This window comes from Actinoplanes sandaracinus, from assembly GCF_030009775.1.
GTDB lineage: Bacteria > Actinomycetota > Actinomycetes > Mycobacteriales > Micromonosporaceae > Actinoplanes > Actinoplanes sandaracinus.
Genome location: NZ_JASCTH010000018.1, coordinates 196,658 through 217,912, shown reverse-complemented (window position 1 = coordinate 217,912; position 21,255 = coordinate 196,658). Strand labels below are relative to the sequence as shown.

Here is a 21,255-nt window from a genome sequence, read left to right as displayed (position 1 = left end):
CAACCGGGGTCGAAGTACTACCGTGCAGTCCATGACCGTCGTGACCGGCCATGTCCGCACCTTCTATCAACTCCTGCTCAACACCGGCCTGGTGTCGGTGATCAACTTTACGGTCTGGTTCGCCGTCACCTTCTGGGTGTACCTCCAGACCCGGTCGGTGTTCGCGACCGGCATGATCTCCGGCATCTTCCTGGTGCTCACCGCGCTCACCGGCATCTGGTTCGGCAGCGTCGTCGACGGCCACCGCAAGAAGACCGCGCTCCAAGCGTCGGCGATCGCGTCGCTGGCCCTCTACGCCGCCGCGTTCGCCGTCCACCAGGCCGTTCCCGCCGAGGAGTTCCGCGACCCGGCGAGCGCCCGGCTCTGGTTGTTCGTGCTGCTGCTGATGTTCGGCGTGATCGCCGGCAACATCCGCACCATCGCGCTGCCCACCCTGGTCACGCTGCTGATCGACGAGGACCGCCGGGACCGGGCCAACGGCCTCGTCGGCACCGTCTCCGGCGCCACCTTCCTGGTCACCTCGGTGATCAGCGGCGTGCTGGTGGCCTTCGACGGGATGTTCTCGGTGCTGCTGCTGGCACTGGTGGTGCTCGGCCTGTCGGTGCTGCACCTGAGTTTCGTCACCATTCCGGAGCGGGTCGCCGAGCACCCCGACAGCGAGGCCGCCAAACCCGGCGTCGACCTGCGCGGCACGCTGCGGCTCATCACGGCCGTGCCCGGGCTGACCGCGCTGATCCTGTTCAGCACGTTCAACAACTTCCTCGGCGGCGTCTTCATGGCGCTCGCCGACGCGTACGGCCTGTCGCTGGTGTCCGTGCAGACGTGGGGCCTGCTGTGGGGCGTGCTCAGCACCGGCTTCATCGTGGGCGGGCTCCTCGTGGCGCGTACCGGGCTGGGGTCCCGCCCGGTCCGCCTGCTCCTGCTGATCAACGTCGTCCTCTGGGTGATCATTCTGGTCTTCCCGCTCTGGGCGTCGATCATCCCGATGGCCGTCGGCATGTACCTGTACATGCTGCTCATGCCCTACGCCGAAGCCACCGAGCAGACCATCCTGCAGCGGGTCGTGCCCTACGAGCGGCAGGGCCGGGTGTTCGGGCTGGCGCAGAGCGCGGAGCAGGCGGCATCCCCCCTGACCGCCTTCCTGATCTCGCCGGTCACCCAGTTCGTGTTCATCCCGCTGATGAGCGAGGGCGGCGCCGGGGCCGAGGCCATCGGTTCCTGGTTCGGCACCGGCCCGGACCGCGGCATGGCCCTGGTCTTCGTGCTCACCGGCATCATCGGTGTCATCGCCACGATGTTCGCCCTGGCCAGCCGCCCCTACCGGATGCTCAGCCGCCGTGTCGCCGAGGACTCGCCCCGCGCCGAACCCACCCCCGCCACCACCTAGCCCGTTTCTTCTCACACGCGGCTTCTCCTCAGACCCGGCGCGGCACGGCCGATCTGCTCTCGTCGGAGCGAATCCGGCGCTGAGGAGGAACCGCCGATGGGATGGCCGCGTGCTACGGCGCCTGCCTGGCCCGTGCATGCGGTGCTGGTCGGGCTGGCGCTGGCGGCGGGTACGGCGTACGCGCTGGCCGGCCCCGAACTCCGGATCGTCGTCTTCACGGCGGTGACGACCGTCCCGGTCATCACCTATCTGCTGGCCCTCGGCGCCGGCCACCTGACCGACCGGTTGCCGTGGCTGGCCGCGGTCGCCGGGCTGGGCTTCCTGTCCCTCGGGCAGGTGCTGTGGCCGAACTGGATTCCCGACCACCATCTCGGCCGCGCCGAAGGGGCCCCCACCGACCTGGTGATGGCGTCCGCGCACCTGCTCTTCCTGGTCGGCACGGCGACCGCGCTGCGCAGGCACGGCCGCAAGGACCCCGGCGGCCTGATCGACGCCGCCCTGTTCGGGCTCTGCGCCGCCGGTCCGCTCTGGGTGTGGCTGATCGGGCCGAACCTCGGGCCGGAGGCGACGCCCCTCGGCGAGACGCTGGTGCTGTCCGACGTGCTGGTGCTCTCCGCCGTGCTGGGCTGCGTGATCCGCATCGGCACGACCGCCCGGAAGGCGCGCGGCCCGCTCGCCTACCTGATGCTCTCCGGAGCGCTGACCCTGGCCTGTGACGTGGTCTCGGTGCTGACCGTGCACGGCAGTTCCGTGTGGACCGCCCAGATGATGATGCTGGCGTACCTGACCCTCGCCGCGGCTCCCGTGCTGCCGTCCGCGCCCTGGGTCACCCAGCCGGTGCCCGGCAAGGTGATCGCGCGGCACCCACCGCTCGGCTGGCTCGCCGCCGCCCTCTGCGCCAACCCGCTGATCGCCGCGATCCAGGCGGCGCAGGGTGACCGGCCGGCCAGCGTGGTGCTGCCGGTCAGCACGATGCTGGTCATCCCGGTGGTGCTGCTGAGGCTGCACCTGCTGTCCTCACAGCGGGCCCGCGCCGAGCGCACCCTCGTTCACCAGGCGCACCACGACGAGTTGACCGGCCTGTTCAACCGGCGGCACATCGTCACGCAGATCGACGAGGCGATGCTCGCCCTCGACCGCGGCGAACTCACCGAGGTCACCCTGCTGCTGTGTGATCTGGACGGCTTCAAACCGGTCAACGACCGGTACGGCCACCAGGCCGGCGACCTGGTCCTGCAGACGGTCGCGCACCGGCTCACCGGGGCGGTGCGGCCGCAGGACGCGGTGGGCCGGCTCGGCGGCGACGAGTTCGTGGTGCTGCTGCGCGGCGAACACACCCGCGACGGCCAACCCGTCGCCGACCGGATCAACGAACTGCTGCGCGCCCCGATCGAGGTGGCCGGCGACACCGTGCGCATCGGCGCCTCGATCGGAACCGCCACCGCCTGGCCCGGCGACGGCGCCGACCGGGAGAACCTGATCGCCCGTGCCGACGCCGCCATGTACGCGGTCAAAGCCGGCCTGCGCGAGGCCCGGCCGGTGACCGTGGCCGGGCCCGTCTGAACCGCGCCCTCCACCGAGGGTGTTCCAGGTGAAACGTCAGGCGTCGACCTCGGGGCGGCCCTCGGCGGCCCACAGGGTGTGGAACGAGCCCGGCTTGTCCACCCGCTGGTAGGTGTGCGCGCCGAAGAAGTCACGCTGCCCCTGGATCAGAGCGGCCGGCAGGCGCTGCGCCCGCAGGCTGTCGTAGTAGGCCAGCGCCGACGAGAAGCCGGGCGCCGGAATGCCCTGCTGGGCGGCGGTCACCACGACCCGGCGCCACGCGTCCTGGGCGCCGGCCACCGCGTCCAGGAAGTACTGGTCCACGAGCAGGGTCGGCAGTTCGTTGTTCTTGTCGTACGCCTGCTTGATGAAGTCCAGGAACTTCGCCCGGATGATGCAGCCGGCCCGCCAGATCTTCGCCATCGCGCCCGGGTCGATGTCCCAGCCGTACTCCTTGCTGGCCGCCTGGATCTGCTGGAAGCCCTGCGCGTACGCCACGATCTTGGAGGCGAACAGCGCCTGCTCGACGTCCGCGCGCAGGTCGCCGCCGACGTGGTCGGCCCCCGCCGACGGGCCGGGCAGCCCGGCGCTCACGGCCGCCTCGCGCTCCTGCACACCGCCGGAGATGGCACGCGCGAACACCGACTCGGCGATGCCGGAGACCGGCACACCCAGGTCCAGGGCCGCCTGCACAGTCCAGCGGCCGGTGCCCTTCTGCTCCGCCCGGTCCACCACGATGTCCACGAACGGCTTGCCGGTCGCCGCGTCGACCTGCTTGAGGACCTCGGCGGTGATCTCGATCAGGTACGAGCCCAGCCGGCCTTCGTTCCACTCGCTGAACGTGCCCGCGATCTCCTCCGGGGACAGGCCGCCCACCTGACGGAGCAGGTCGTACGCCTCCGCGATGAGCTGCATGTCCGCGTACTCGATGCCGTTGTGCACCATCTTCACGAAGTGGCCGGCGCCGTCCGGGCCGACGTGCACGCAGCACGGCTCGCCGTCCACCTTCGCGGCGATGTCCTCCAGCAGCGGGCCGAGAGCCTCGTACGACTCCTTCGGCCCACCCGGCATGATGCTCGGGCCGTGCAGCGCGCCCTCCTCGCCGCCGGAGACGCCGGCGCCCACGAAATGCAGACCCTTCGCCTTCAGCGCCGCCTCCCGCCGCCGGGTGTCCGCGTAGTGCGCGTTACCCGCGTCGATCAGCATGTCACCCTCTTCCAGCAGAGGGGCGAACTCGTCGATCACGGCGTCGGTGGCCGGGCCGGCCTTCACCATGATGACCACGCGGCGCGGGCGTTCCAGGCTCGCCACGAACTGTTCGGCGGTCTCGGCGGGCAGGAACGTGCCCTCGTGACCGAACTCCTCGACAAGCTCCTTGGTGCGGCCGTAGGACCGGTTGTGCAACGCCACGGTGTGCCCGTGCCGGGCGAAGTTACGGGCCAGGTTGCGGCCCATCACCGCCAGGCCGGTGACACCGATCTGCGCCTTCTGCGACATCGCTACTACGTCCTTCCTCGTTACCCGCCCGTTACGGGCCCCGCGGACATTCTTACGGGAACCGAGGCCCGGTGGTTCGAACACGTCCACGTGGTGAACAACCTCAGGTGTGTGCCGGGCCGGCCGATCGCATGCCCCGTGACCCGCTTCCCCGGCATGGTGGCCTTCGTCGCCGTGGCAACCGCCTGCACGGCGGCCCTGCCCGTGGCCTCCGGGCCGGGCCGGCACGCGCTGTTCCTGCTGGTGTCCCTGCTCGACGTGGCCGTGGTCATCCGGCTGGTGCGGCGGGCGCCGCGCGGCGACCGGAACCCGTTCGTCCTGCTCGCCCTCGGCACGATCTGGCTGGTGCCGAACGCGCTGATCGGCTGGTTCGGCGGGGAGAGCCTCGTCGTTCTCGCCGACGTGGTGCTCGCGGTCGCCAACCTGCACCTGCTCGCCGCCGCCGTCGCCCTGGTGCTGCGGCGGGGCCGCAACGACGTCGGCGGTCTGCTCGACGCCGGAGTGATCGCGACCGTCATCGCCGCCCTGATCTGGACCCTGCTGCTGCAACCCGGTCTCGACGCGGCGGGGGTCGCGCTCTCGGCGCAGGCCAGCCTGCTCGCCACGGTCCTGCTGCTCTCCGGGGTGCTCGGCACCATGGTGCGGGTCATCCGTACCTCCCGGCACCGTCCGGCGCCCCTGATCCTGCTGGCCGCCGCCATCCTCGCCGACCTGGCCGCCACGGTCGCCGCGATCGCCGCGACCGGCACGGTCACCATCCAGTCGTCGGTGCTGATCGACATGGTGTTCATGGTCAGTTACAGCCTGCTCGGCCTCGCCGCGCTGCACCCCGGCACCGCCCTGATGGCCCGCCCCGGCCCGGTCCCACCCGACCGCCTCTTCGCCGGCCGGGTCGTCCTGCTCACCGCGGCCGTCACCGTCGTCCCCACGGTCTCCGGCGTCCGCGAGATCCTCGGCGTCCACGGCGACGCCGCCCTGCTCACCGTCGGCAACCTGCTGATCGTCGGCCTGGTCGCGTTCCGCATCGCCCGCCTCGGCCGCCAGCGCGAAGCCGCCGAACTGCTGCTGCGCCACCAGGCCACCCACGACCTGCTCACCGGCCTGCCCAACCGCGCCGACCTCTGGAACCGGCTCGACGACGCCCTCACCCGCGAACAGCGCTCCGGTGAACCGTCGGTGGTGCTGCTCTTCTGCGACCTCAACGGCTTCAAACAGGTCAACGACCGCCTCGGCCACCTCGCCGGCGATCTTCTTCTCACCGAGGTCGCCGGCCGCCTGCGCATCGCCGGAGCATTCACCGCCCGGTACGGCGGCGACGAGTTCGTCCTCCTCTGCGAGGACCCCGACCAGGTCTCGGCCGCCGATCGGCTCAGCGCCCACGTCCACGCCGCCCTCGCCCCGCCGGTCCCGCTCGCCGGCGAGGACGTCCGGGTGGGCGTCAGCGTCGGCGCCGTCCTCTCCGACGGGCATCTCGACGCCGACGAGCTGATTCGTCGCGCGGACCAGGCCATGTACCGCGACAAAGCCACCCGCCGCGCCGCCTGACGCCGCTTCGCCGCCTGACGTCGCCGCGCCGGTCTCCCGCAGCATGTGATGTCGTCGCGCGGTGGTGTCCGTGCCGTCTGATGTCGCCGGGCGGACGTATCTCGCGGCGCCGGTCAGAGTTCGAAAAGGTCTCGCATCGCCTCGGCGAGCCGGGCCATGCTCGCGCCGGTGACCATGCCGATCCGCTCGGCGCCGGTAGACGCGGGAAGACGCCGCATGCGGTTGACCACCACCACGCCGGTGATCGGATCCTGCTCGGTGAGCGCCACCGCATAGGGCGGCAACTCGGTGGCCCCCCGCTGGCGAACTATCGGCGCACAGAACGGCGAAGCCGTCTTCCGCTCGTTGTAGCTGTCACCGGACAGGACAAGAACCCGGTATCGCAGGTCGGCGCGGTCACCGATGGTCCAGATCTCGCCGCGTCTCATATCAGCGCGATCCTCCAGGTCGGAGCGGTCCGGATCGGCATGGCAGGAAGCGTACCGCCGCACCGAACCCGCACGCCGTCGCCCCGCCCGGCCATCCCCGGCCCGCCCGCCGCCGTTCCAGCCCGACAACCCCGACCCAAAACCATGCGCTGGTACGGCCACCCCACCCCCAACCGCACCATCACCGCCCCGGGCCTCCCACCCGATGCCCGCCCGGTGCCGGGGTGCCTCAGCCGTCGCTGACGTGCGCTACGGAGCGGGCCGGCGGGAGGCGGGGCGGGGAGTTCCGTACCCGGAGAAAGGTCGGAATGGGGGCCGCCGGGAGCGGGGGAGGGGCGTCTGTCCGGAGTGGTGTGTGGGGATGGGCCGAACGTTGGACGCTCGACCGGGTGACCTGCGCGAGGTGAGGACTCCCTCGGGTACCCGGCCGGATGATCGGGGGATGTCGAGCTGCCGTGCGCTGGCGTAAGCAGGAACCCGGAGCGGGCGGGGAGGTCGCTGTGGGAGGTCAGGCGTACGCGCGAACAGCGAGCGGCCTGCATTCCGGTGCGGGCTGGGGCTGGCCGGACGGCGGGCGTGGCGCGGTGCCGGTGACGGATGCGCCCGGCGTGATCCCGGCCGACGGCAGGTGCAGCGTCGGCTCGGCGGCCGGTTGTTCCGGTGTGAGCCCGGCGCCCGGTGGCCGTGGGGTGAGCCTGACCGCGGGCGGGCGTGGTGTGCAGCCGCTGGAGGCCGGGCGGGTCGCGGTGGAGCGGGCTGTCGGCCTGCTGGCCGGGCGGGCGCGGTGCCGGCTCTCCGAGGCGCACCGGCATCTGCTGCGGATGGCCGCCGAGCGCCGGTGTGACGTCACCGAACTCGCCGGCCGGGTGATCCGGCTGCTGGACAACGCGGAGGCGGTCGCCGACCGGCCGTCACCGGAGACGCTGCCGCAACTGGTAGCGGCAGCGATGACCGGCGCGGCCGTGACCGGCCCGGCGGTGACCGGCCCGGCGGTGACCGGCCCGGCGGGGACTGGTGCGACCCCGGTCGCCGGCGCGGCGGTGAGTGAGGCCGCGGTGAGCCAGGGGATGTCGGCCCCGGCGGCGGCCACGGATCCGGTGGCCGGGCCCGGCGGGCGGGTGGGGCTGTCGTGGGCGAGTCCCGCCCACGTCAGCCCCGCTCCCGCTCTGACGGAGGCGGATCCGGCACGACGGTTCACGCCGTGGCTGGCCACCGTGCAAGACGTCCTCGACTCCCTGCCGGGAATGTCGGGATATCTCACGGCGGAGCGGGACGACGCCGGCCGCTTGGCCGACCTGGTGTGGGCGGCCGCCAGCCCGGAGGCGATGGCCCCCGACGGCCGGCGCGGGTCGCAGTTGCTCGGCCTGCCGGTGAGCCGCTTCTATCCGGAGCTGGTCGCCGACAGTCGGTGGGAGGCCTATCAGCGGGTCCTGGACACCGGGGAGCCCGCCGACGTGGGCCCGGTCCGCGTCGGCGAGGCCGACTTCACCCTCCGGGCCGGCCGGCTGGGGCCGGGGCTGCTGGTCAGCTGGGAACGGCTGGAGGATGCGGACCGCGAGGCCGACCGGATCGACGGCATGGAGCAGCTAGGCAACCTGGGCTGGGGCGAGTGGGACCTGGTCAGCGGCGAGATCTACTGGTCGCCGCAGCTGTACCGGATCTACGAACGGGACCCGGCTCTCGGCCCGCTCGGCACGGAGGAGGCGGATGCGATCGCGGTCGCCGACGATCAGCCGCTGCGGATGGCCGCGCTGGAGGCGTTTCAGCGGTCGGAGCGGGTGGACGTGCTGACCCGGGTGTGGGTCAGCGGCCGGGTCAAGCATCTGCGGACGATCGCGGACGCGGTACGCGACGCGGAGGGCCGCCCGTTGCGGATCTACGGTGTCGTGCAGGACGTCACCGAGCAGCAGGCCGGCGCGGAACGCCTGGCCGAGGTGGAGCGGACCTTGGCGGCCGAGCACGATCTGGCCGCCCGGCTGCAGCGGATCATCCTGCCCATCCCGTCCGGGCCGATCGACCTGCCGGGGGTACGGGCGGCGGTGCGTTACCTGCCGGCGGGCCAGGAGACGAACTTCGGCGGGGACTGGTTCCACGCGGCGGCGCTGCGGGACGGGTCGGTGCTGCTCGCGGTCGGTGACGTCGCCGGGCACGGCACGCATGCGGCGACCACGATGGCCCAGCTGCGGCATGCGCTGCGGGCGCTCGCCGTGACCACCAGCGATCCGGGCATCCTTCTGGAGCACCTGAACCGGCTGACCTGTGACCTGGAGGCGGAGACGCCGGAGCTGGCGGCGACGGCGGTGATCGCCCGGTTCGACCCGGCGCGGCACGAGCTGGTGTGGGCACAGGCGGGTCATCCGCCGCCGCTGCTGTGCCGGGGCGGGCGGACGACGCCGATGTCCCGGCCGGCCGGGCCGATGCTGGGCGTCGTCGACGATGCCCGGTACGCGTCCGCCACCACCACGTTCGTGCCCGGTGACGTGCTGTTGCTCTACACCGACGGGCTGGTCGAGCATCGGCGGCGTGGTCTGGACGTCGGCCTGGAAGCGGTGATCACCACGGTCGACGACGCGGTGCGTGTGTCGCCGGAGCAGCCGCTCGGGGAGTTGCTGGCCCGGCTGCGGCGGGCGAACCCCGACGACGACACCTGCATTCTGGCGGCACGGCCCACGGCATGATCGTGGCATGAAACCTTCGATCTCAGTCGTGTTCGTGTGCCATGACGGCGACGGGCGGATCCTGCTGGCGCGCCGGTCCGCCCAGGCCCGGGACGAGCCGGGCGCCTGGGACTGCGGGGCGGGCGCGCTGGAGTTCGGTGAGACGTTCGAGGCGGCCGTCACCCGCGAGGTCGGCGAGGAGTACACGGCCGTGCCCCGGGAGATCCGGCAGCTGGGCGTCCGGAACGTGCTGCGCGAGGATCCGCCGTCGCACTGGGTGGCGGTGGTGTTCGCGGTCCGGATCGATCCCGCCGAGGCCCGGATCGGAGAGCCGCACAAGTTCGACGATCTGGCCTGGTTCGCCCCGGGAGACCTGCCGTCCCCGCTGCACTCCCAGCTGCCGGCCACACTGGCGCTGATGCCGGCCGGCCCGGCATGAGCCCAGTCGGTCATGCGGGCGCTGACAGCGGGCGGCCCGGCGTGGGCCCGGTCGGCCGCGCGGGCGCTGACAGCGGGCCGCCCGGCGCCGGTCCGGTGGTTCTGGACGGGGGCGACCGCCGGTGTGTGCTGCTGCTCATCGAGCTGCGCAAGCTCACCACGACGGTGCCGCCCGGCACCGAGATCCATCTGATCGCCACCGACCCGGCCGCGCCGCTCGACCTGCCGGCCTGGTGTCATCTGACCGGTCACGTCTACCTCGGGCCGGTGCAAGACCGGCCCAGACCGACCTACGGGGTACGCGTGACGTCCGGCGCCGCGCCGACCGACCCGGACCGGCCCTGGCGCCCGTCCCAGGACCACAGTGGCATGGGTGGATCCTCGGGCACCCGCGCCGCCATCGGGAAGTAGGAGCCGACCTCGGCCGTCGCCGCCCGGATGTAGCCGCCGAGCGCCGCCCGCAGCCGCGGGTCGTCCGGCAGGGTGGCCGCGACCGCCTCGTCGAAGCAGGTCACGAACGGGCCGGAGAACGGGTCCCCGTCGTCGCTCTGGTTGGCGTGCACCCGCAGCATCGCCGCGTGCCCGCCGTGTCGCCGGGTGAACTCCGGTGGCCCGCCGAACACCTCACCCCAGTAGTCGGCGAGGTGCTGGACGTGGGCCGGGTCGAGGCCGTGCGAGAACGGGTGTTCCAGCACCGGGTGTGCCAGGCAGCGGGCGTGGAAGTCGGTGGCCAGGGCGAGCATGGCGGGTGCTCCACCGGCCGCTTCGTACAGCGTGGGACGTCCCATCGGTCCAGCATGGCAAGGTCGGACGTATGAGGCGACCCTGGCCGGGTAACTCACGGTGATGATCCGGTACTCCGACGAGGTGGCGTCCATCGCCCGGCCGTTGCGCGATCCGGGAGATCTGGAGATCCTTCTGGACCGGGCCGCGCAGGCACGGGTCGTCATGATCGGTGAGGCCACCCACGGCACGCACGAGTTCTACCAGTGGCGGGCCGCGCTGACGAGACGGCTGATCCTGGAGCGCGGTTTCTCGTTCGTCGCCGTCGAGGGGGACTGGCCGGACTGCGAGCGGGTGAACGCCGCCGTCCGCGGTGACGGCGCCGGCCCGCGGGAGGCGCTGGTCGGTTATGACCGCTGGCCGACGTGGATGTGGGCGAACGAGGAGACCGTCGACTTCGCCTGCTGGCTGCACGCGCTCAACGAGTCGCGGGCGCCGGACGACCGAGTGGGGTTCCACGGGCTCGACGTCTACTCGCTGTGGGAGTCGATGCGGGAGATCCTGACCTGGCTGCGCGAGCACGACCCGGAGGCGGTGCCGGCGGCCCTGGACGCGTACCGGTGCTTCGAGCCGTACAACGAGGATCCGAACGCGTACGGCTGGGCCACCCGGTTCCTGCCGGCGGCGTGCGAGAACAAGGTCGTCGCGATGCTGGCCGAGGTCCGAGACCGGGATTTCGGGGTGTGGCAGAACGCCGAGGTGGTGGCCGGCGCCGAGCGCTACTACCGGACGATGGTGCACGGCGGCCCGGGCGCCTGGAACATCCGGGACCGGCACATGGACGAGACTCTGGACCGGCTGCTGCGCCGGTACGGCCCGGAGGCGAAAGCGGTGGTGTGGGCGCACAACACGCACGTCGGCGACGGCCGGGCCACGGATCAGGCCGAGCAGGGCGAGGTGACGATCGGCCAGCTGGCCCGTGACCGGTACGGAGCGGACCGGGTGGTGCTCGTCGGGTTCGGCACCCATCACGGGACGGTGGTCGCCGGTGCGGGCTGGGGCGCGCCGATGGAGGTGATGGGCGTCCCCGCGGCGCGGCGCGGATCGCTGGAGGAAGTCTTACAGAATCACGCACCGCCGGCCGCGCTTTTCGTCTTCGGTGATCAGGGTCCGCGACCGGATCTGCTCACCACGGTTCTGCCTCACCGGGCGATCGGGGTCGTCTACCGGCCGGAGCGGGAGCGCTGGGCCAATTACGTGCCGACCGTCCTCGGCGAGCGCTACGACGCGTTTCTGTGGTTTGCCGAGACGCGGGCGTTGCTGCCACTGCACACTCTCCGGGTGGATGTGCACGAGCCGGAGACGTACCCCAGCGGTGTCTGACTTTGATTTTGAACCAACGATTAAATGGATCTTTTGAATTTCGGTGGCACATCGTTCTGTTGACGTGTGCGGATACCCGAAAAGGCATGCACGATTACCCGTGATTGCCGATCCGTCGGGGGGTAGATCGGTTTTAGGCTGTGTCTTCCATCGATCATCCGAATCGGATTACGCAGGGGAACGTGGTGCCATGAAAAAGATCTCCCGACTCCTCCTCGCCGCGCTGATCGCCGTGGCCGGGATGCTCGTCGCGACCGCCGGACCGGCGCACGCGACCGTGCCGGGATTCGTGCTGAGCTCGTCGACCGCGAGCCTGCCGCCGACTCTGTCCGCTCTCGCCACCGGGAAACGGATCCACTACCTCACCACGAACATCAACGGAGGCCTGATCACCGCTACCGGGCTGGTGCTCACCCCGAAGACCGGCAAGAAGAACCGGGTCGTGGCGTGGGGGCACGGCACCACCGGGCTCGCCGACTCGTGCGCGCCGTCGACCAACCAGGCCGTCTTCTGGGAGGAGGCCCGGGTCGCGGTCGCCGAGCTGCTCAGCCGTGGCTGGACCGTGGCGGCGCCCGACTATCCGGGCCTGGGCACGCCGCAGCCGCATCCGTACCTGATCGGCGCCAGCGCCGGCCGATCGATGATCGACAACGTCCGGGCCGCCCGCCATCTCGACGCCGCCCTCTCCACCCAGTACGTCGTCGACGGCCACTCGCAGGGCGGCTCGGGCGCGCTCTTCGCCAACCAGCTCGCCCCGTCCTACGACGGCAACCTGGTGCTGAAGGGATCGGCGGCGATCGCCCCGCTCTCCAACGCCCAGGAGATCATTCCGTACATCGCCGGCACCGACGTCCAGGGCTACCTGGTGATGGCCCTGTACGGGGTCAACGCCGTGGAGCCGAGTTTCGACCCGAAGTCCGTGCTGGCAGGACCCGCCGAGGCGAAACTCGGGGTCCTGCAGACCGGCTGTCTCTACGAGATCCTCGAAACCTACGAGAAGTTCAAGGCGAAACAGCTCGTCGAGGGCGGCGTCGTGCCGGACGCGGTGGTCGCCAAGATGGCGTCCTACTTCAACCCCCTGCAGACCGCGCCGAGCGCCCCGATCCTGCTCGTGCACGGCACCGACGACGAGGCCGTCCCCTACTTCCTGTCCGAGATCCTGGCCGACCAGATCCTGGCGTACGGGGTGCCGCTGACCTTCCAGACCGTGCAGAACGCCACCCCCCACGACGCCGTCACCGAGTCCCCCGACCGGGTCGCCGACTGGATCGCCACCCGGTTCAGCTGACCATCACGAGTGCCGCGCCCGGCGGGCTCGTTCCGCCGGGCGCGCCCAGCGCGTCAGAACGCGTACCGGATGCGCAGGTACGGCGTGCGTTCGGCGATCAGGCCGGTGAGCGCCTGCACGTAGGAGCCCTTGGCTCCGGTGCGGTACCGGACGTTGAGATCACCGTTCTGCGAGCGTTTCACCTGCTGCAGGTCGGGACGCCAGATCAGGTCCTCGGCCCGCGGATGCCAGCCCAGGTTCACCTCGTGCAGCCCCCGATTGTGCGTCAGAAAGATGATCTCGGCGGCGAGCTGGCGTTTCGCGGCCGTGCCGATCCCCGCGTCGAGCCGGTCGAGCAGGTCACCCCAGTCCTGGAGCCATCCCGGTCGGACCACCACCGGGCTGAAGTTGACATGCGCCTCATATCCGGCGGCGACGAAGTCGTCGATCGCCGCGATCCGTTCCTCGATCGAACTGGTCCGGATGTCGAGCGTTTTGGCGTCGACCGGCGGCATCAGCGAGAACCGGACCCGCGTCCGCCCTCGCGGGTCCCAGTCGAGCAGATCCCGGTTGACATGTTTGGTCGCGAAACTCGCCTTCGCGTTGGGCAGGTCCCGGAACAGCTCCACCAGATCTCGGACGTTGTCGCTGAGCCGGGCGTCCACCGAGCAGTCCGAATTCTCACCGATGTCATAGACCCACGACACCGGGTCGCACTCGTTCGGTTCAGGTTTGCTTCCCTGCCGGGCCGCATGCCTTTTGACGTACGCCGAAATGCGCTCGATATTGGCGAACACGGTGATCGGGTTGCTGTACCCCTTGTGCCGTGGCACGTAGCAGTACGCGCACGCCAACTGTCACAAAATCTCGTAGCACTTGGCGTCGCAGTGTAGCCCCGTGCCACGATGCAGGCATGAACTCCTCGCAGCGGCCGAGAGAGGGCCGATGGACGGCTCTCTACCTTCGGCTCTCCAAGCGTTCCAAGGTGTCTGTGTCGATCGCTACACAGGATGCCGACGGACGCGCCTACGTCGATCGGCAGCCGTGGACGGAACCTGTAGTGGTGTATGCCGACGAGTCATCAGCGTCGGACCGCTCCAAGGTGCGCAAGGGGTATGAAGCTCTCTTGGCCGACGTGAAGGCCGGAAACGTTGTCCGCATCGTCTGTCGTGACGATGACCGGCTGGTCCGGCAACCGATCGAGCTTGAGGGTCTGATTGACGTCCTGCAACCAGCCGACTGCCCCGTATTCTTCACTGCAGGCAGTGACGTAGATCTAACGTCGTCGGGCGGCCGTGCCAACGCCCGTATTCGTGGAGCTATTGCACGCCAAGAGGTAGAGCGCAAGTCGGAGCGGCAAAAGTCCACCAACCGTTTCCGAGTGGCGAACGGACAACCATTGAGAGGTGTCCGGACGTTCGGCTATCGATACACCACCAACGCCCAGAGTGAGGGCACCTTTGAGCAGGTGCCGGAAGAGGCCGACGCGATCAAGTGGGCGGTCAATCACGTGATGGCCGGGGGCACCCTGGCGAGCGTTGCCCGTGAGTGGAATGAGCGTGGCTTCGTCACGCCGAAGAAGAAGACTCCCTACCGGTTCCCGACGGTGAAGTGGACCCTAACCAATCCGCATGTTGCGGGAATGCTGGCTTACAAGCCAAGCAGCATTCTTACTGTGTCCGACGAGGACTATCAGGCGCGTTACAAGAACGACCTGACGCCGGGGAACTGGGAACCGATCATCCCGTTTGCCGACTGGCAAGACGTGGTGAACGTCCTTACCCGGACGCGACACAAGGCGGGCAATCACGTTCGCTATCTGTGTGCGGGAATCATCAAGTGCGGCATCTGTGGCGACACCCTCAAGACTGGCGTAGCGAACGCCGGTAAGAATCGTCCCTCGCCGAACCGGCGCACCTACAAGTGTCTCAAGCGACACGTCAGCCTCAAGGCTGATCCGATTGATGAGTACATCACAGACCTGTTGCTCTCCCTGCTGACAAAAGAAGATCTGGCCGACTTCCTCGATAGTGGAAAGAAGATCGACAGGGGGGCGCTTGATAAGGAGAGGGCCGACCTTGAGACAGAACTTGTCCAGTTGACCAACTCTTACAACCGAAAGCGCATCCGGCTCTTTCAGTTGGAGTCCGGCACGGAGCGGATTGAAAGTCGTATTGCAGAGATCGACCAAGAGGTAGCAGAGGCAGCCGAGGGGGCGGAACTAGCGGCCCGCTATAGCTCGGCAAGCCGGGAGCAGTTTGATGCGCTCTCAATCGAGCAGAGGCGGCTCTACCTGCGTGACCTGTTGCCGGAGGTGAGGGTGTTCCCTGCCGGTTCCAATCCTGCACCGCCGGTTGAATTCTACGTGCACGCTTACGACCGAAAAGGCCGACTGCGGCCGTTGCCCATCGATCAAGAGGTCTATTGGGAGATCAGCGTGAGGCAGTTTGCTCACGCCGAGCGGTACGGCAACCCCGTCTCAATTGACGGTAAGCCGGTTGAATGGGAGCGGGAACCGCCCGAAGAGTATTTCGAGTGGCGCAAGGCTAGAGCACGTCAGGAAGAGGAAGCTGCCAAGGCGCTAGCCGAACTCAACGCCTGACAGCGTGTAAACGTAGCGTGTAAACGGCCTGCGCTGCCTTATAGCCGTGTAAACGGTCCCTGTCGACATCGGCGGGGGCCTTGCTGTGCCTGACGTCACACGCCCCTTGGCCTGCGCCTTTGCTGGCGACGGGGTACGGCACGTCCCCGACGGCCCTACAGTTTTTCCGACCTTGCCAGATGACCGGTAAACGGGGGCTTATGCTCTCTCGGCCAGCAGGCATCCCGACAGGTCTGCCGCACATCCTGTCTCATCAACCTAGGAGAAGACTCTGTCTGTAATCTATCCGGCAACGTGGGCCGGTAACCCCGTTGAGAGCGTTTCTGACGCCTCAAGCGACACGACCAACACCAGTCACCTATTCAGCACTCCCATTGCCTCTCCGGCCGTTTCAGCGGCCTACGGAAGCCCTCCCGCTTGTGAACATGGACCGCGCGCCCTGGTCGCGGTGGGAACGGATTACTACTGGGAATGCTCGATGCCGTTCGACGGATGCCTAGCCGAGCGTGCGACACCCGTTCCGGTGCCGACGGTGCATGACGTTTCCGGCATGGCTGCCAACGTTGATGACCAGGGGACGGACCAATCCGTCACCCCTAGCCCGAAGCCACCCCGATCGGTGAACCGTTCAGATTGGGAATGGGCTCTGATGAACTGCCCCGACGTGGAGTTGAAGCCCAAGGCGGTAGCCATCATGGTTAGCCGTTTCGCCGACTTCGAGACGGGACGGAACGCGCACCCTTCACAGGCAAAGATTGCCGCCATGTGCGGCTATAGCAAGACGGAGCCTGTAAGCAACATCCTTTCATCCTTACGGGATGACGGATGGCTCTACCGGGACGGCAAGGGTCCGACGTTGCCAAACGGGAGGGCCAACGACAGGTACCGGCTGACCGTGCCTGACTGCGGACATGAGCATGATGGTTCGGCGTTGCCGGACGTACTGAAGTGAGTTACCCCCTCTGGCGGGGGGACTACCTTTCATGTTTACCTATCAGCTCTACCTGTCCGTTAGAACTTTCCGTTCTAACGGTTTCAGAACTACCTATCAGATGTAACTGTCCGCTCTAGCTTTCCTGCTAGAGCTATGCCGACGTGGGAGTAAGAACCACGGCGAACTACCAAGGCTCACCAATCACCATGAGGGTGATTGCTGACCTAATGGAGGTAACAACCTCCGTGGTTCCCACGTCGGACACAACAACACTGTTCCGCGCCTTCAAGGGCCGGAACGGATTGGAGAACCATTGCAGTCAAGCTGCACCGTATGTAGGACCCTGATCGCATACGGCACAAGCCGATGCGCCAAACACAAACCGAAGCGACGGCACACATTGAGTGCAAGTCGTAGAGGTTACGACTATCAGTATCAGATGAATAGGAATGTGATCCTTGAGGGATCACCCCTATGCGCTTTATGCCGACGTGTTACAGCCACGACGGCCGATCACATTGTTCCCCTATCTGAAGGGGGAATGAACGAGTTGAGCAACCTCCGGCCTAGCTGTGGTCGATGCAACTTCGGGCGGGGCAACCGGCCGTGAGCTGTGAAGACGTGAGCCTGTAGGGGTGAGGGGGGATCGAAACTTTCCCGAAACCTCCCCTCGGGACCCTCGCATTAGGCCCATGTGTGTCCCCGGAGTGTTTCCGGGTTTTGTGGGAATTGGCGGCCATTAGAGCCGCCATTCCACACCATTCTTTGTACTTACTGGCCGACGGATTCGGCCTCTTGGGAGTTCACCACGGCCTTAACTGTGGCCGGGTACCACTGCTTACCACCTTGCGCTGTCGGCACCCTGTCGGCATTCAGGCTGCGCGCAATGGCGCTGTAGTTGGCACCCTCCCGGTGCGCCTTCACGATCCGGCTACGAACCTCCGTCGGCAGGCTCGCCGGACGGCCCAGACGAACCCCGGCGGCTTTCTTGGCAGCCAACCCCTCGCGGGTGCGCTGCCCAATAATCCGGCGCTCCCACTGCGCCGCAGAGGCCATCACCGACGCCAGGAACTCACCGGCAGGCGTCGAGAGGTCAATACCAAGATCAAGGGCAACCAGGTTCCAGCCGTTGCCACGGGCACGCTCCATAAGGGCCGCGAAGTCCACCAGGGACCGCGAAAGGCGGTCCAGCTTGGCCACAACCAGGGTGGCCGCTTCGCCGCCCTCTACGGCCTCTAGAGCGTCGGCAAGCGCCGGCCGCTTCGTCATGGACTTACCGGACGCTCCGGCGTCGGTGTGCCATCCAACGATCACCCATCCACGGCGTGCCGCTTCCGCCTCGATTGCCGCTCGCTGCGCAGCGATGCCCGCTCCCGACTCGGCCTGTTCCTCGGTGCTGACTCGGAGGTAGGCAACGGCGGTGTTCTGCGGGGCGGTCTTCGTCTTCGGCATACGCCGACCTTATAGCAAACGACCGTTTGCTATCAACCCCGGTTGTCACTCTCGGTTGCCGACAGCGGCAACAGGGCGAGTGCATCCCTGGCACCGGCGAACCGGGCCAGCATGAGAGGGGGCGCGTCAAGCTCCCCTCGGTCCACCCGATCGATCAGGCGACTCAACATCTCGATCACGTCGGCAAGGTCACGTGTGTCCACGTGTCGATGATGCCGCAACGGCGTCGGTGTTCCCGCGCCTCTACGAAGTCCAACGAAGTCGATAGAAAGAAGCCGTCAAGTGATGCTAGATCCGCCTCGCACCCCTAGCGCTTTCTCGATACCGTAGAGCCTGTCTTTCACAAGATTCCGCAACTCGGCAACCTCCTTTCGCAGAAGCGCAATTTCACTCAATGTCAACTCGCCGAGAGTGTCTTGGTTCGGCTCTTTGGTGCCGTCCAGGGTTTGCCGATACTCGGCTTCGGCCACCTGCGCTGCCCCCGAGGACAGAAAGCCGCCCTTTGCGATCTGCTTACCTCCTGGTTCGGGCCTGATAACGTATCTCCACCTATCGCCCGCTTTGGTGCTGTAGCGGTGCACGCTCACGATGTGTCCCCCGTGGTGTCGCTGTTTGACGGAAAGCAATTCTAGCGGCATAAGAAAGCCGAGGTACTCGCAGGTACCCCGGCATCCCTTGGGTCGTTCGGAGTCTCTACAGGGGGGTTACGTAGGCATGAACAAAGAAGTCCTGAACCGTGGCATTGTGAAGGTGTCCACCCGTGACGAAATCCTCCCCGTAGAGCGTCACGTGCAAGTGAACCTTTCCATCCGCTATCTCACCTGTTCCGCTCAATTCAAGCGGCTGATCGTAAGTCCGAAGGTAGTCGGTAAGTGCGTCATCCTTTTTCATCACGGACACCGTGGCCGTCTGTACAGCACCGATGAGGGTGATTGAACCTGCGGTGATTCCCAGCTCGGCGACGGCAGTCCAGAGGGTGGCAAGCACTTCGTCACCCTTGCCGACCTTGATTAGGTGCATTCCTCTCCCCTATAGCTTTAAGGGGTCCACGCCTGCAAGCGCAGCCCCAATGGTGCGGACATTCTCCGTGGCAGTCTCCGTCCGGAGAGCGGCCAAGAGTGAGCCGGTAACGGCCTCATGGTTGGCGGAGCGATTGCGATAGAGAGTGACGGCAGCGCACCACCTAGCCCCGGCGTCGTATTGGTTTCCAAGCTCATTGGTGAGCTTGCCGACCTGCTGTTCATTGAGGCCGTCGGCCGTAGCGAAACCTGCCGCCTCATTCCACGGCAATGCCAAGACGCGGGAAAGTACGGCTGTGACGTACAGCTCTCGCACATGTCCGTCGTTGCGAAGAACCGTGACGGCCTCTGAACCAACGACCGGTGACGGAACCTTTGCCAGGATTCCGGCAGCGTTTACACGCAACAACGGGTTACCCCTGCCACTCCATTTAGTGAGAGACGCGAGAGAGGCGGCATCCCGTCCGACTAGTGCGGCAATACCTCTGTCGGTCGCGTGCGACGTTTGCAGCTCGGTCAGCAGGCCATAACGCCCATTCGAAACCTCATGTGCTATCGCGGTTGCTGTGTCGTCGGCTGAATCAGCGGCCAGAATGCCGAGGCTGCCCATAAGCAGGCTACGGCGGTTCAAATCTTCCCCTAACGCCTCTTCGTATTTGCGTATCACGTCAGGGGTCGCCTGGCGTTCGCCTGTCTCAATGTTGCCGATGTACGAACGGCTGTAGCCGGTTCGCTTCGCCATTCCGGCCAGGGATAGACCGGCCTTGACACGCGCCTCCCTCAAGATCGCGCCTAGGTGGTTCATGCCGCTACCCCTGCCGTCGGTTTGGAGCCGGTTGGAGACAGTCACTGCCTGGCTTCCGACTGTCCACCGGCTGACGCTGTGTCCACAACGAATCTTCACCCAAGAGGGGGCCGGGGTGCTAGGCGTCGCGGTTGTGTCCCCGTGTCTTGGCTTCACGCTGGGCCTGACCGTATTCAAGATCAAGAGTCAATGGTGTCGGAGCTGCGAGCACTGTCAAGGGCTTCTCGTGTGTCCCACCTGCCACTACCTACCTACGGGAGGGAGGCGACGTGATAGCGCGTGACGAGCTGGTAGCGGCGCTCCAGGCGCAAGGATTGAACCTCGAAGTTCAGGTAACGCTTGATCGCATCCCGCTTGAGATTGTCGGGGTTGAACTGGACGAGCGGACTGGGCGGATCAATCTCAAGCTGAATGAGCAAACGTCGCTTGGAGTTCTCCGCGCTTTCTTGTCGCGTGTCTCCACGGAAACGGCAGAAGCTATGCGGGGTCATTCGGTGGTCAGAAATGCTCGCGGAAGCTGGCTAACGGGCTCTAGGAGAGATTGACCATGCCGGAGCGTAGGCATTATCCGCCGATGATGACTTTTCATGCGCCCGATTGTCCGGGGCTCGCACCGATGCGTGACGGATTCATTTCGCTGCCGCTAAATGAGGCCCGCATTAAATACCCGAATCATCATCTGGACGTGTGTGCGGCTATCGACATCACTCCTTACGTTGTCGTCGAAAAGTCCATGGGTGACCACGGCTACTCCCCGAGCGGGACGCGACCTGAAGACGCCATCCGTTCCCTGTGCCGGAAGTGCTTCGGTACGCATGGGGAAGATGAGGATAGAGAAGTGATCACGGTCAAGACACAACCGAAACCGCGCTTGACTCTGCCGCCGGGCGCGGAACGGCCATGAGTCTCGCCGTTTCCGTATCGGTTTCCCCGGTTACGGATACGACAGAGGCCTGCCCGATCTGCAACGCCCCTGTTGGGGCTGGTTGCACCAACATTTTCAACGGTCGTGACCTTCCGACGGGCCGAGGTACACACCTGACTAGGCAGATTGCGATCGCATGGAGAACTGGGAGCATTGATGACGAACCCAATTCACTTGGATGGTGACGTCCTCTACGAGATGGCCCTCCTGGAGCGTAGATATCCCGGATGGAGGGTTCAGTGGTCCCCTGATGCTCGGTGCGTTCGGCGACCCCTTGAAGACCCGTGTACCCCGCCTCACCAGGTGGTCCTACCAGGCGAATTCTGGGCGGCGCATCACATTCCGGATGTGCCGTGCGTAGTGGGATCTGACATCCCGGCGCTCACGGATGCCCTAGCCGTGGCTGACAGTGAACGCATAAAGGCCATTGTCGCCGAAGTCACTAGCCGCTATCCGGACTGGAGGGTCAGTCATTATGGCCCTGACAGCAGGCACCCCAGAATAGCGAGACTTCAGACGGGACAGTTTTTCGCAGTGTGGCAGGAATACTCGGCTATTGGTTGGACTGCGGCAGAGCTACGCAAGGAGATCGACGCACTAAATCGCCATCTCAATTGTTAGTCCTAGTCATGCCGTCGAGCGTCCGCCAGG

The 21,255-nt window shown here is 67.1% G+C and carries 22 protein-coding genes; 12 read left to right on the top strand and 10 right to left on the bottom strand.

All coding sequences use genetic code 11. From position 1 onward, the window contains the following. Positions 1-31 precede the first annotated feature (31 nt). Positions 32-1,387 carry an MFS transporter gene (locus QLQ12_RS26930; RefSeq protein ID WP_282763279.1) on the top strand — a complete coding sequence of 452 codons (1,356 nt, stop codon included), beginning with the start codon at positions 32-34 and terminating at the stop codon, positions 1,385-1,387. 96 nt (positions 1,388-1,483) lie between these two features. Beyond that, positions 1,484-2,950 (top strand): GGDEF domain-containing protein, encoded by a 1,467-nt coding sequence (locus QLQ12_RS26925; protein ID WP_282763278.1) that lies wholly within the window; start codon positions 1,484-1,486, stop codon positions 2,948-2,950. Positions 2,951-2,986: 36 nt separating this feature from the next. Here the strand turns inward: QLQ12_RS26925 and gndA are convergent, their stop codons facing one another. Then, the gene (gene gndA, locus QLQ12_RS26920; RefSeq protein ID WP_282763277.1) at positions 2,987-4,426 is read right to left on the bottom strand and encodes an NADP-dependent phosphogluconate dehydrogenase; all 1,440 of its coding nucleotides are present in this window, start codon (positions 4,424-4,426) and stop codon (positions 2,987-2,989) included. Between the two features lie 138 nt (positions 4,427-4,564). Here gndA and QLQ12_RS26915 point away from each other — a divergent pair, with 138 nt between their 5' ends. Next, complete coding sequence (locus QLQ12_RS26915) at positions 4,565-5,971, top strand: GGDEF domain-containing protein (RefSeq protein ID WP_282763276.1); 1,407 nt, start codon at positions 4,565-4,567, stop codon at positions 5,969-5,971. A 113-nt stretch (positions 5,972-6,084) separates the two neighbouring features. On the opposite strand, the gene QLQ12_RS26910 is transcribed toward QLQ12_RS26915, so the two are convergent. Beyond that, on the bottom strand, positions 6,085-6,399 hold the full coding sequence (locus QLQ12_RS26910; RefSeq protein ID WP_282763275.1) for a type II toxin-antitoxin system PemK/MazF family toxin: 315 nt from the start codon (positions 6,397-6,399) through the stop codon (positions 6,085-6,087). A gap of 500 nt (positions 6,400-6,899) precedes the next feature. Between QLQ12_RS26910 and QLQ12_RS26905 the strand changes: the two genes are divergently transcribed. The 3 genes from QLQ12_RS26905 to QLQ12_RS47120 are packed head-to-tail and all read left to right on the top strand — an operon-like array spanning position 6,900 to position 9,687. Next, positions 6,900-9,077 carry a SpoIIE family protein phosphatase gene (locus QLQ12_RS26905; RefSeq protein WP_282763274.1) on the top strand — a complete coding sequence of 726 codons (2,178 nt, stop codon included), beginning with the start codon at positions 6,900-6,902 and terminating at the stop codon, positions 9,075-9,077. A 7-nt stretch (positions 9,078-9,084) separates the two neighbouring features. Further along, complete coding sequence (locus QLQ12_RS26900) at positions 9,085-9,495, top strand: NUDIX domain-containing protein (RefSeq protein ID WP_282763273.1); 411 nt, start codon at positions 9,085-9,087, stop codon at positions 9,493-9,495. A gap of 12 nt (positions 9,496-9,507) precedes the next feature. After that, positions 9,508-9,687 carry a hypothetical protein gene (locus tag QLQ12_RS47120; RefSeq protein ID WP_407651587.1) on the top strand — a complete coding sequence of 60 codons (180 nt, stop codon included), beginning with the start codon at positions 9,508-9,510 and terminating at the stop codon, positions 9,685-9,687. Positions 9,688-9,784: 97 nt separating this feature from the next. Here QLQ12_RS47120 and QLQ12_RS26895 read toward each other — a convergent pair whose 3' ends face one another. Next, the gene (locus QLQ12_RS26895) at positions 9,785-10,282 is read right to left on the bottom strand and encodes a group II truncated hemoglobin (RefSeq protein ID WP_282763272.1); all 498 of its coding nucleotides are present in this window, start codon (positions 10,280-10,282) and stop codon (positions 9,785-9,787) included. Between the two features lie 58 nt (positions 10,283-10,340). Between QLQ12_RS26895 and QLQ12_RS26890 the strand changes: the two genes are divergently transcribed. Together QLQ12_RS26890 and QLQ12_RS26885 are read left to right on the top strand one after the other, a co-directional pair. Further along, entirely contained in the window at positions 10,341-11,600 is a 1,260-nt protein-coding gene (locus QLQ12_RS26890) for an erythromycin esterase family protein (protein WP_282763271.1), read from the top strand. Positions 11,601-11,790: 190 nt separating this feature from the next. Then, entirely contained in the window at positions 11,791-12,888 is a 1,098-nt protein-coding gene (locus QLQ12_RS26885) for an alpha/beta fold hydrolase (protein ID WP_282763270.1), read from the top strand. A 53-nt stretch (positions 12,889-12,941) separates the two neighbouring features. Here the strand turns inward: QLQ12_RS26885 and QLQ12_RS26880 are convergent, their stop codons facing one another. Then, positions 12,942-13,721 carry a spore photoproduct lyase family protein gene (locus QLQ12_RS26880; RefSeq protein ID WP_282763269.1) on the bottom strand — a complete coding sequence of 260 codons (780 nt, stop codon included), beginning with the start codon at positions 13,719-13,721 and terminating at the stop codon, positions 12,942-12,944. Between the two features lie 59 nt (positions 13,722-13,780). Here QLQ12_RS26880 and QLQ12_RS26875 point away from each other — a divergent pair, with 59 nt between their 5' ends. From QLQ12_RS26875 to QLQ12_RS47115, 3 genes are all read left to right on the top strand, one after another. Beyond that, positions 13,781-15,469 (top strand): recombinase family protein, encoded by a 1,689-nt coding sequence (locus QLQ12_RS26875; protein ID WP_282763268.1) that lies wholly within the window; start codon positions 13,781-13,783, stop codon positions 15,467-15,469. 478 nt (positions 15,470-15,947) lie between these two features. Next, positions 15,948-16,421 (top strand): hypothetical protein, encoded by a 474-nt coding sequence (locus tag QLQ12_RS26870; protein ID WP_282763267.1) that lies wholly within the window; start codon positions 15,948-15,950, stop codon positions 16,419-16,421. A gap of 421 nt (positions 16,422-16,842) precedes the next feature. Continuing rightward, positions 16,843-17,013, top strand: a complete 171-nt coding sequence (locus QLQ12_RS47115) for an HNH endonuclease (protein ID WP_407651586.1) — start codon at positions 16,843-16,845, stop codon at positions 17,011-17,013. Between the two features lie 161 nt (positions 17,014-17,174). Here QLQ12_RS47115 and QLQ12_RS26865 read toward each other — a convergent pair whose 3' ends face one another. The 6 genes from QLQ12_RS26865 to QLQ12_RS26840 form a co-directional block, all read right to left on the bottom strand. Further along, complete coding sequence (locus QLQ12_RS26865; protein ID WP_282763266.1) at positions 17,175-17,855, bottom strand: recombinase family protein; 681 nt, start codon at positions 17,853-17,855, stop codon at positions 17,175-17,177. Between the two features lie 32 nt (positions 17,856-17,887). Further along, positions 17,888-18,058 carry a hypothetical protein gene (locus QLQ12_RS26860; protein ID WP_282763265.1) on the bottom strand — a complete coding sequence of 57 codons (171 nt, stop codon included), beginning with the start codon at positions 18,056-18,058 and terminating at the stop codon, positions 17,888-17,890. Between the two features lie 75 nt (positions 18,059-18,133). Next, complete coding sequence (locus QLQ12_RS26855; protein WP_282763264.1) at positions 18,134-18,442, bottom strand: hypothetical protein; 309 nt, start codon at positions 18,440-18,442, stop codon at positions 18,134-18,136. Positions 18,443-18,548: 106 nt separating this feature from the next. Next, on the bottom strand, positions 18,549-18,875 hold the full coding sequence (locus QLQ12_RS26850; protein WP_282763263.1) for a PCC domain-containing protein: 327 nt from the start codon (positions 18,873-18,875) through the stop codon (positions 18,549-18,551). Positions 18,876-18,884: 9 nt separating this feature from the next. Next, positions 18,885-19,679, bottom strand: coding sequence for a helix-turn-helix domain-containing protein (locus QLQ12_RS26845; protein ID WP_328518311.1), 795 nt, complete (start codon positions 19,677-19,679; stop codon positions 18,885-18,887). Between the two features lie 251 nt (positions 19,680-19,930). Continuing rightward, a complete protein-coding gene (locus tag QLQ12_RS26840; RefSeq protein ID WP_282763261.1) occupies positions 19,931-20,170 on the bottom strand; it encodes a hypothetical protein in 240 nt (79 codons plus the stop codon). Positions 20,171-20,226: 56 nt separating this feature from the next. Between QLQ12_RS26840 and QLQ12_RS26835 the strand changes: the two genes are divergently transcribed. Beyond that, a complete protein-coding gene (locus QLQ12_RS26835) occupies positions 20,227-20,583 on the top strand; it encodes a hypothetical protein (protein WP_282763260.1) in 357 nt (118 codons plus the stop codon). Positions 20,584-21,255 lie beyond the last annotated feature (672 nt).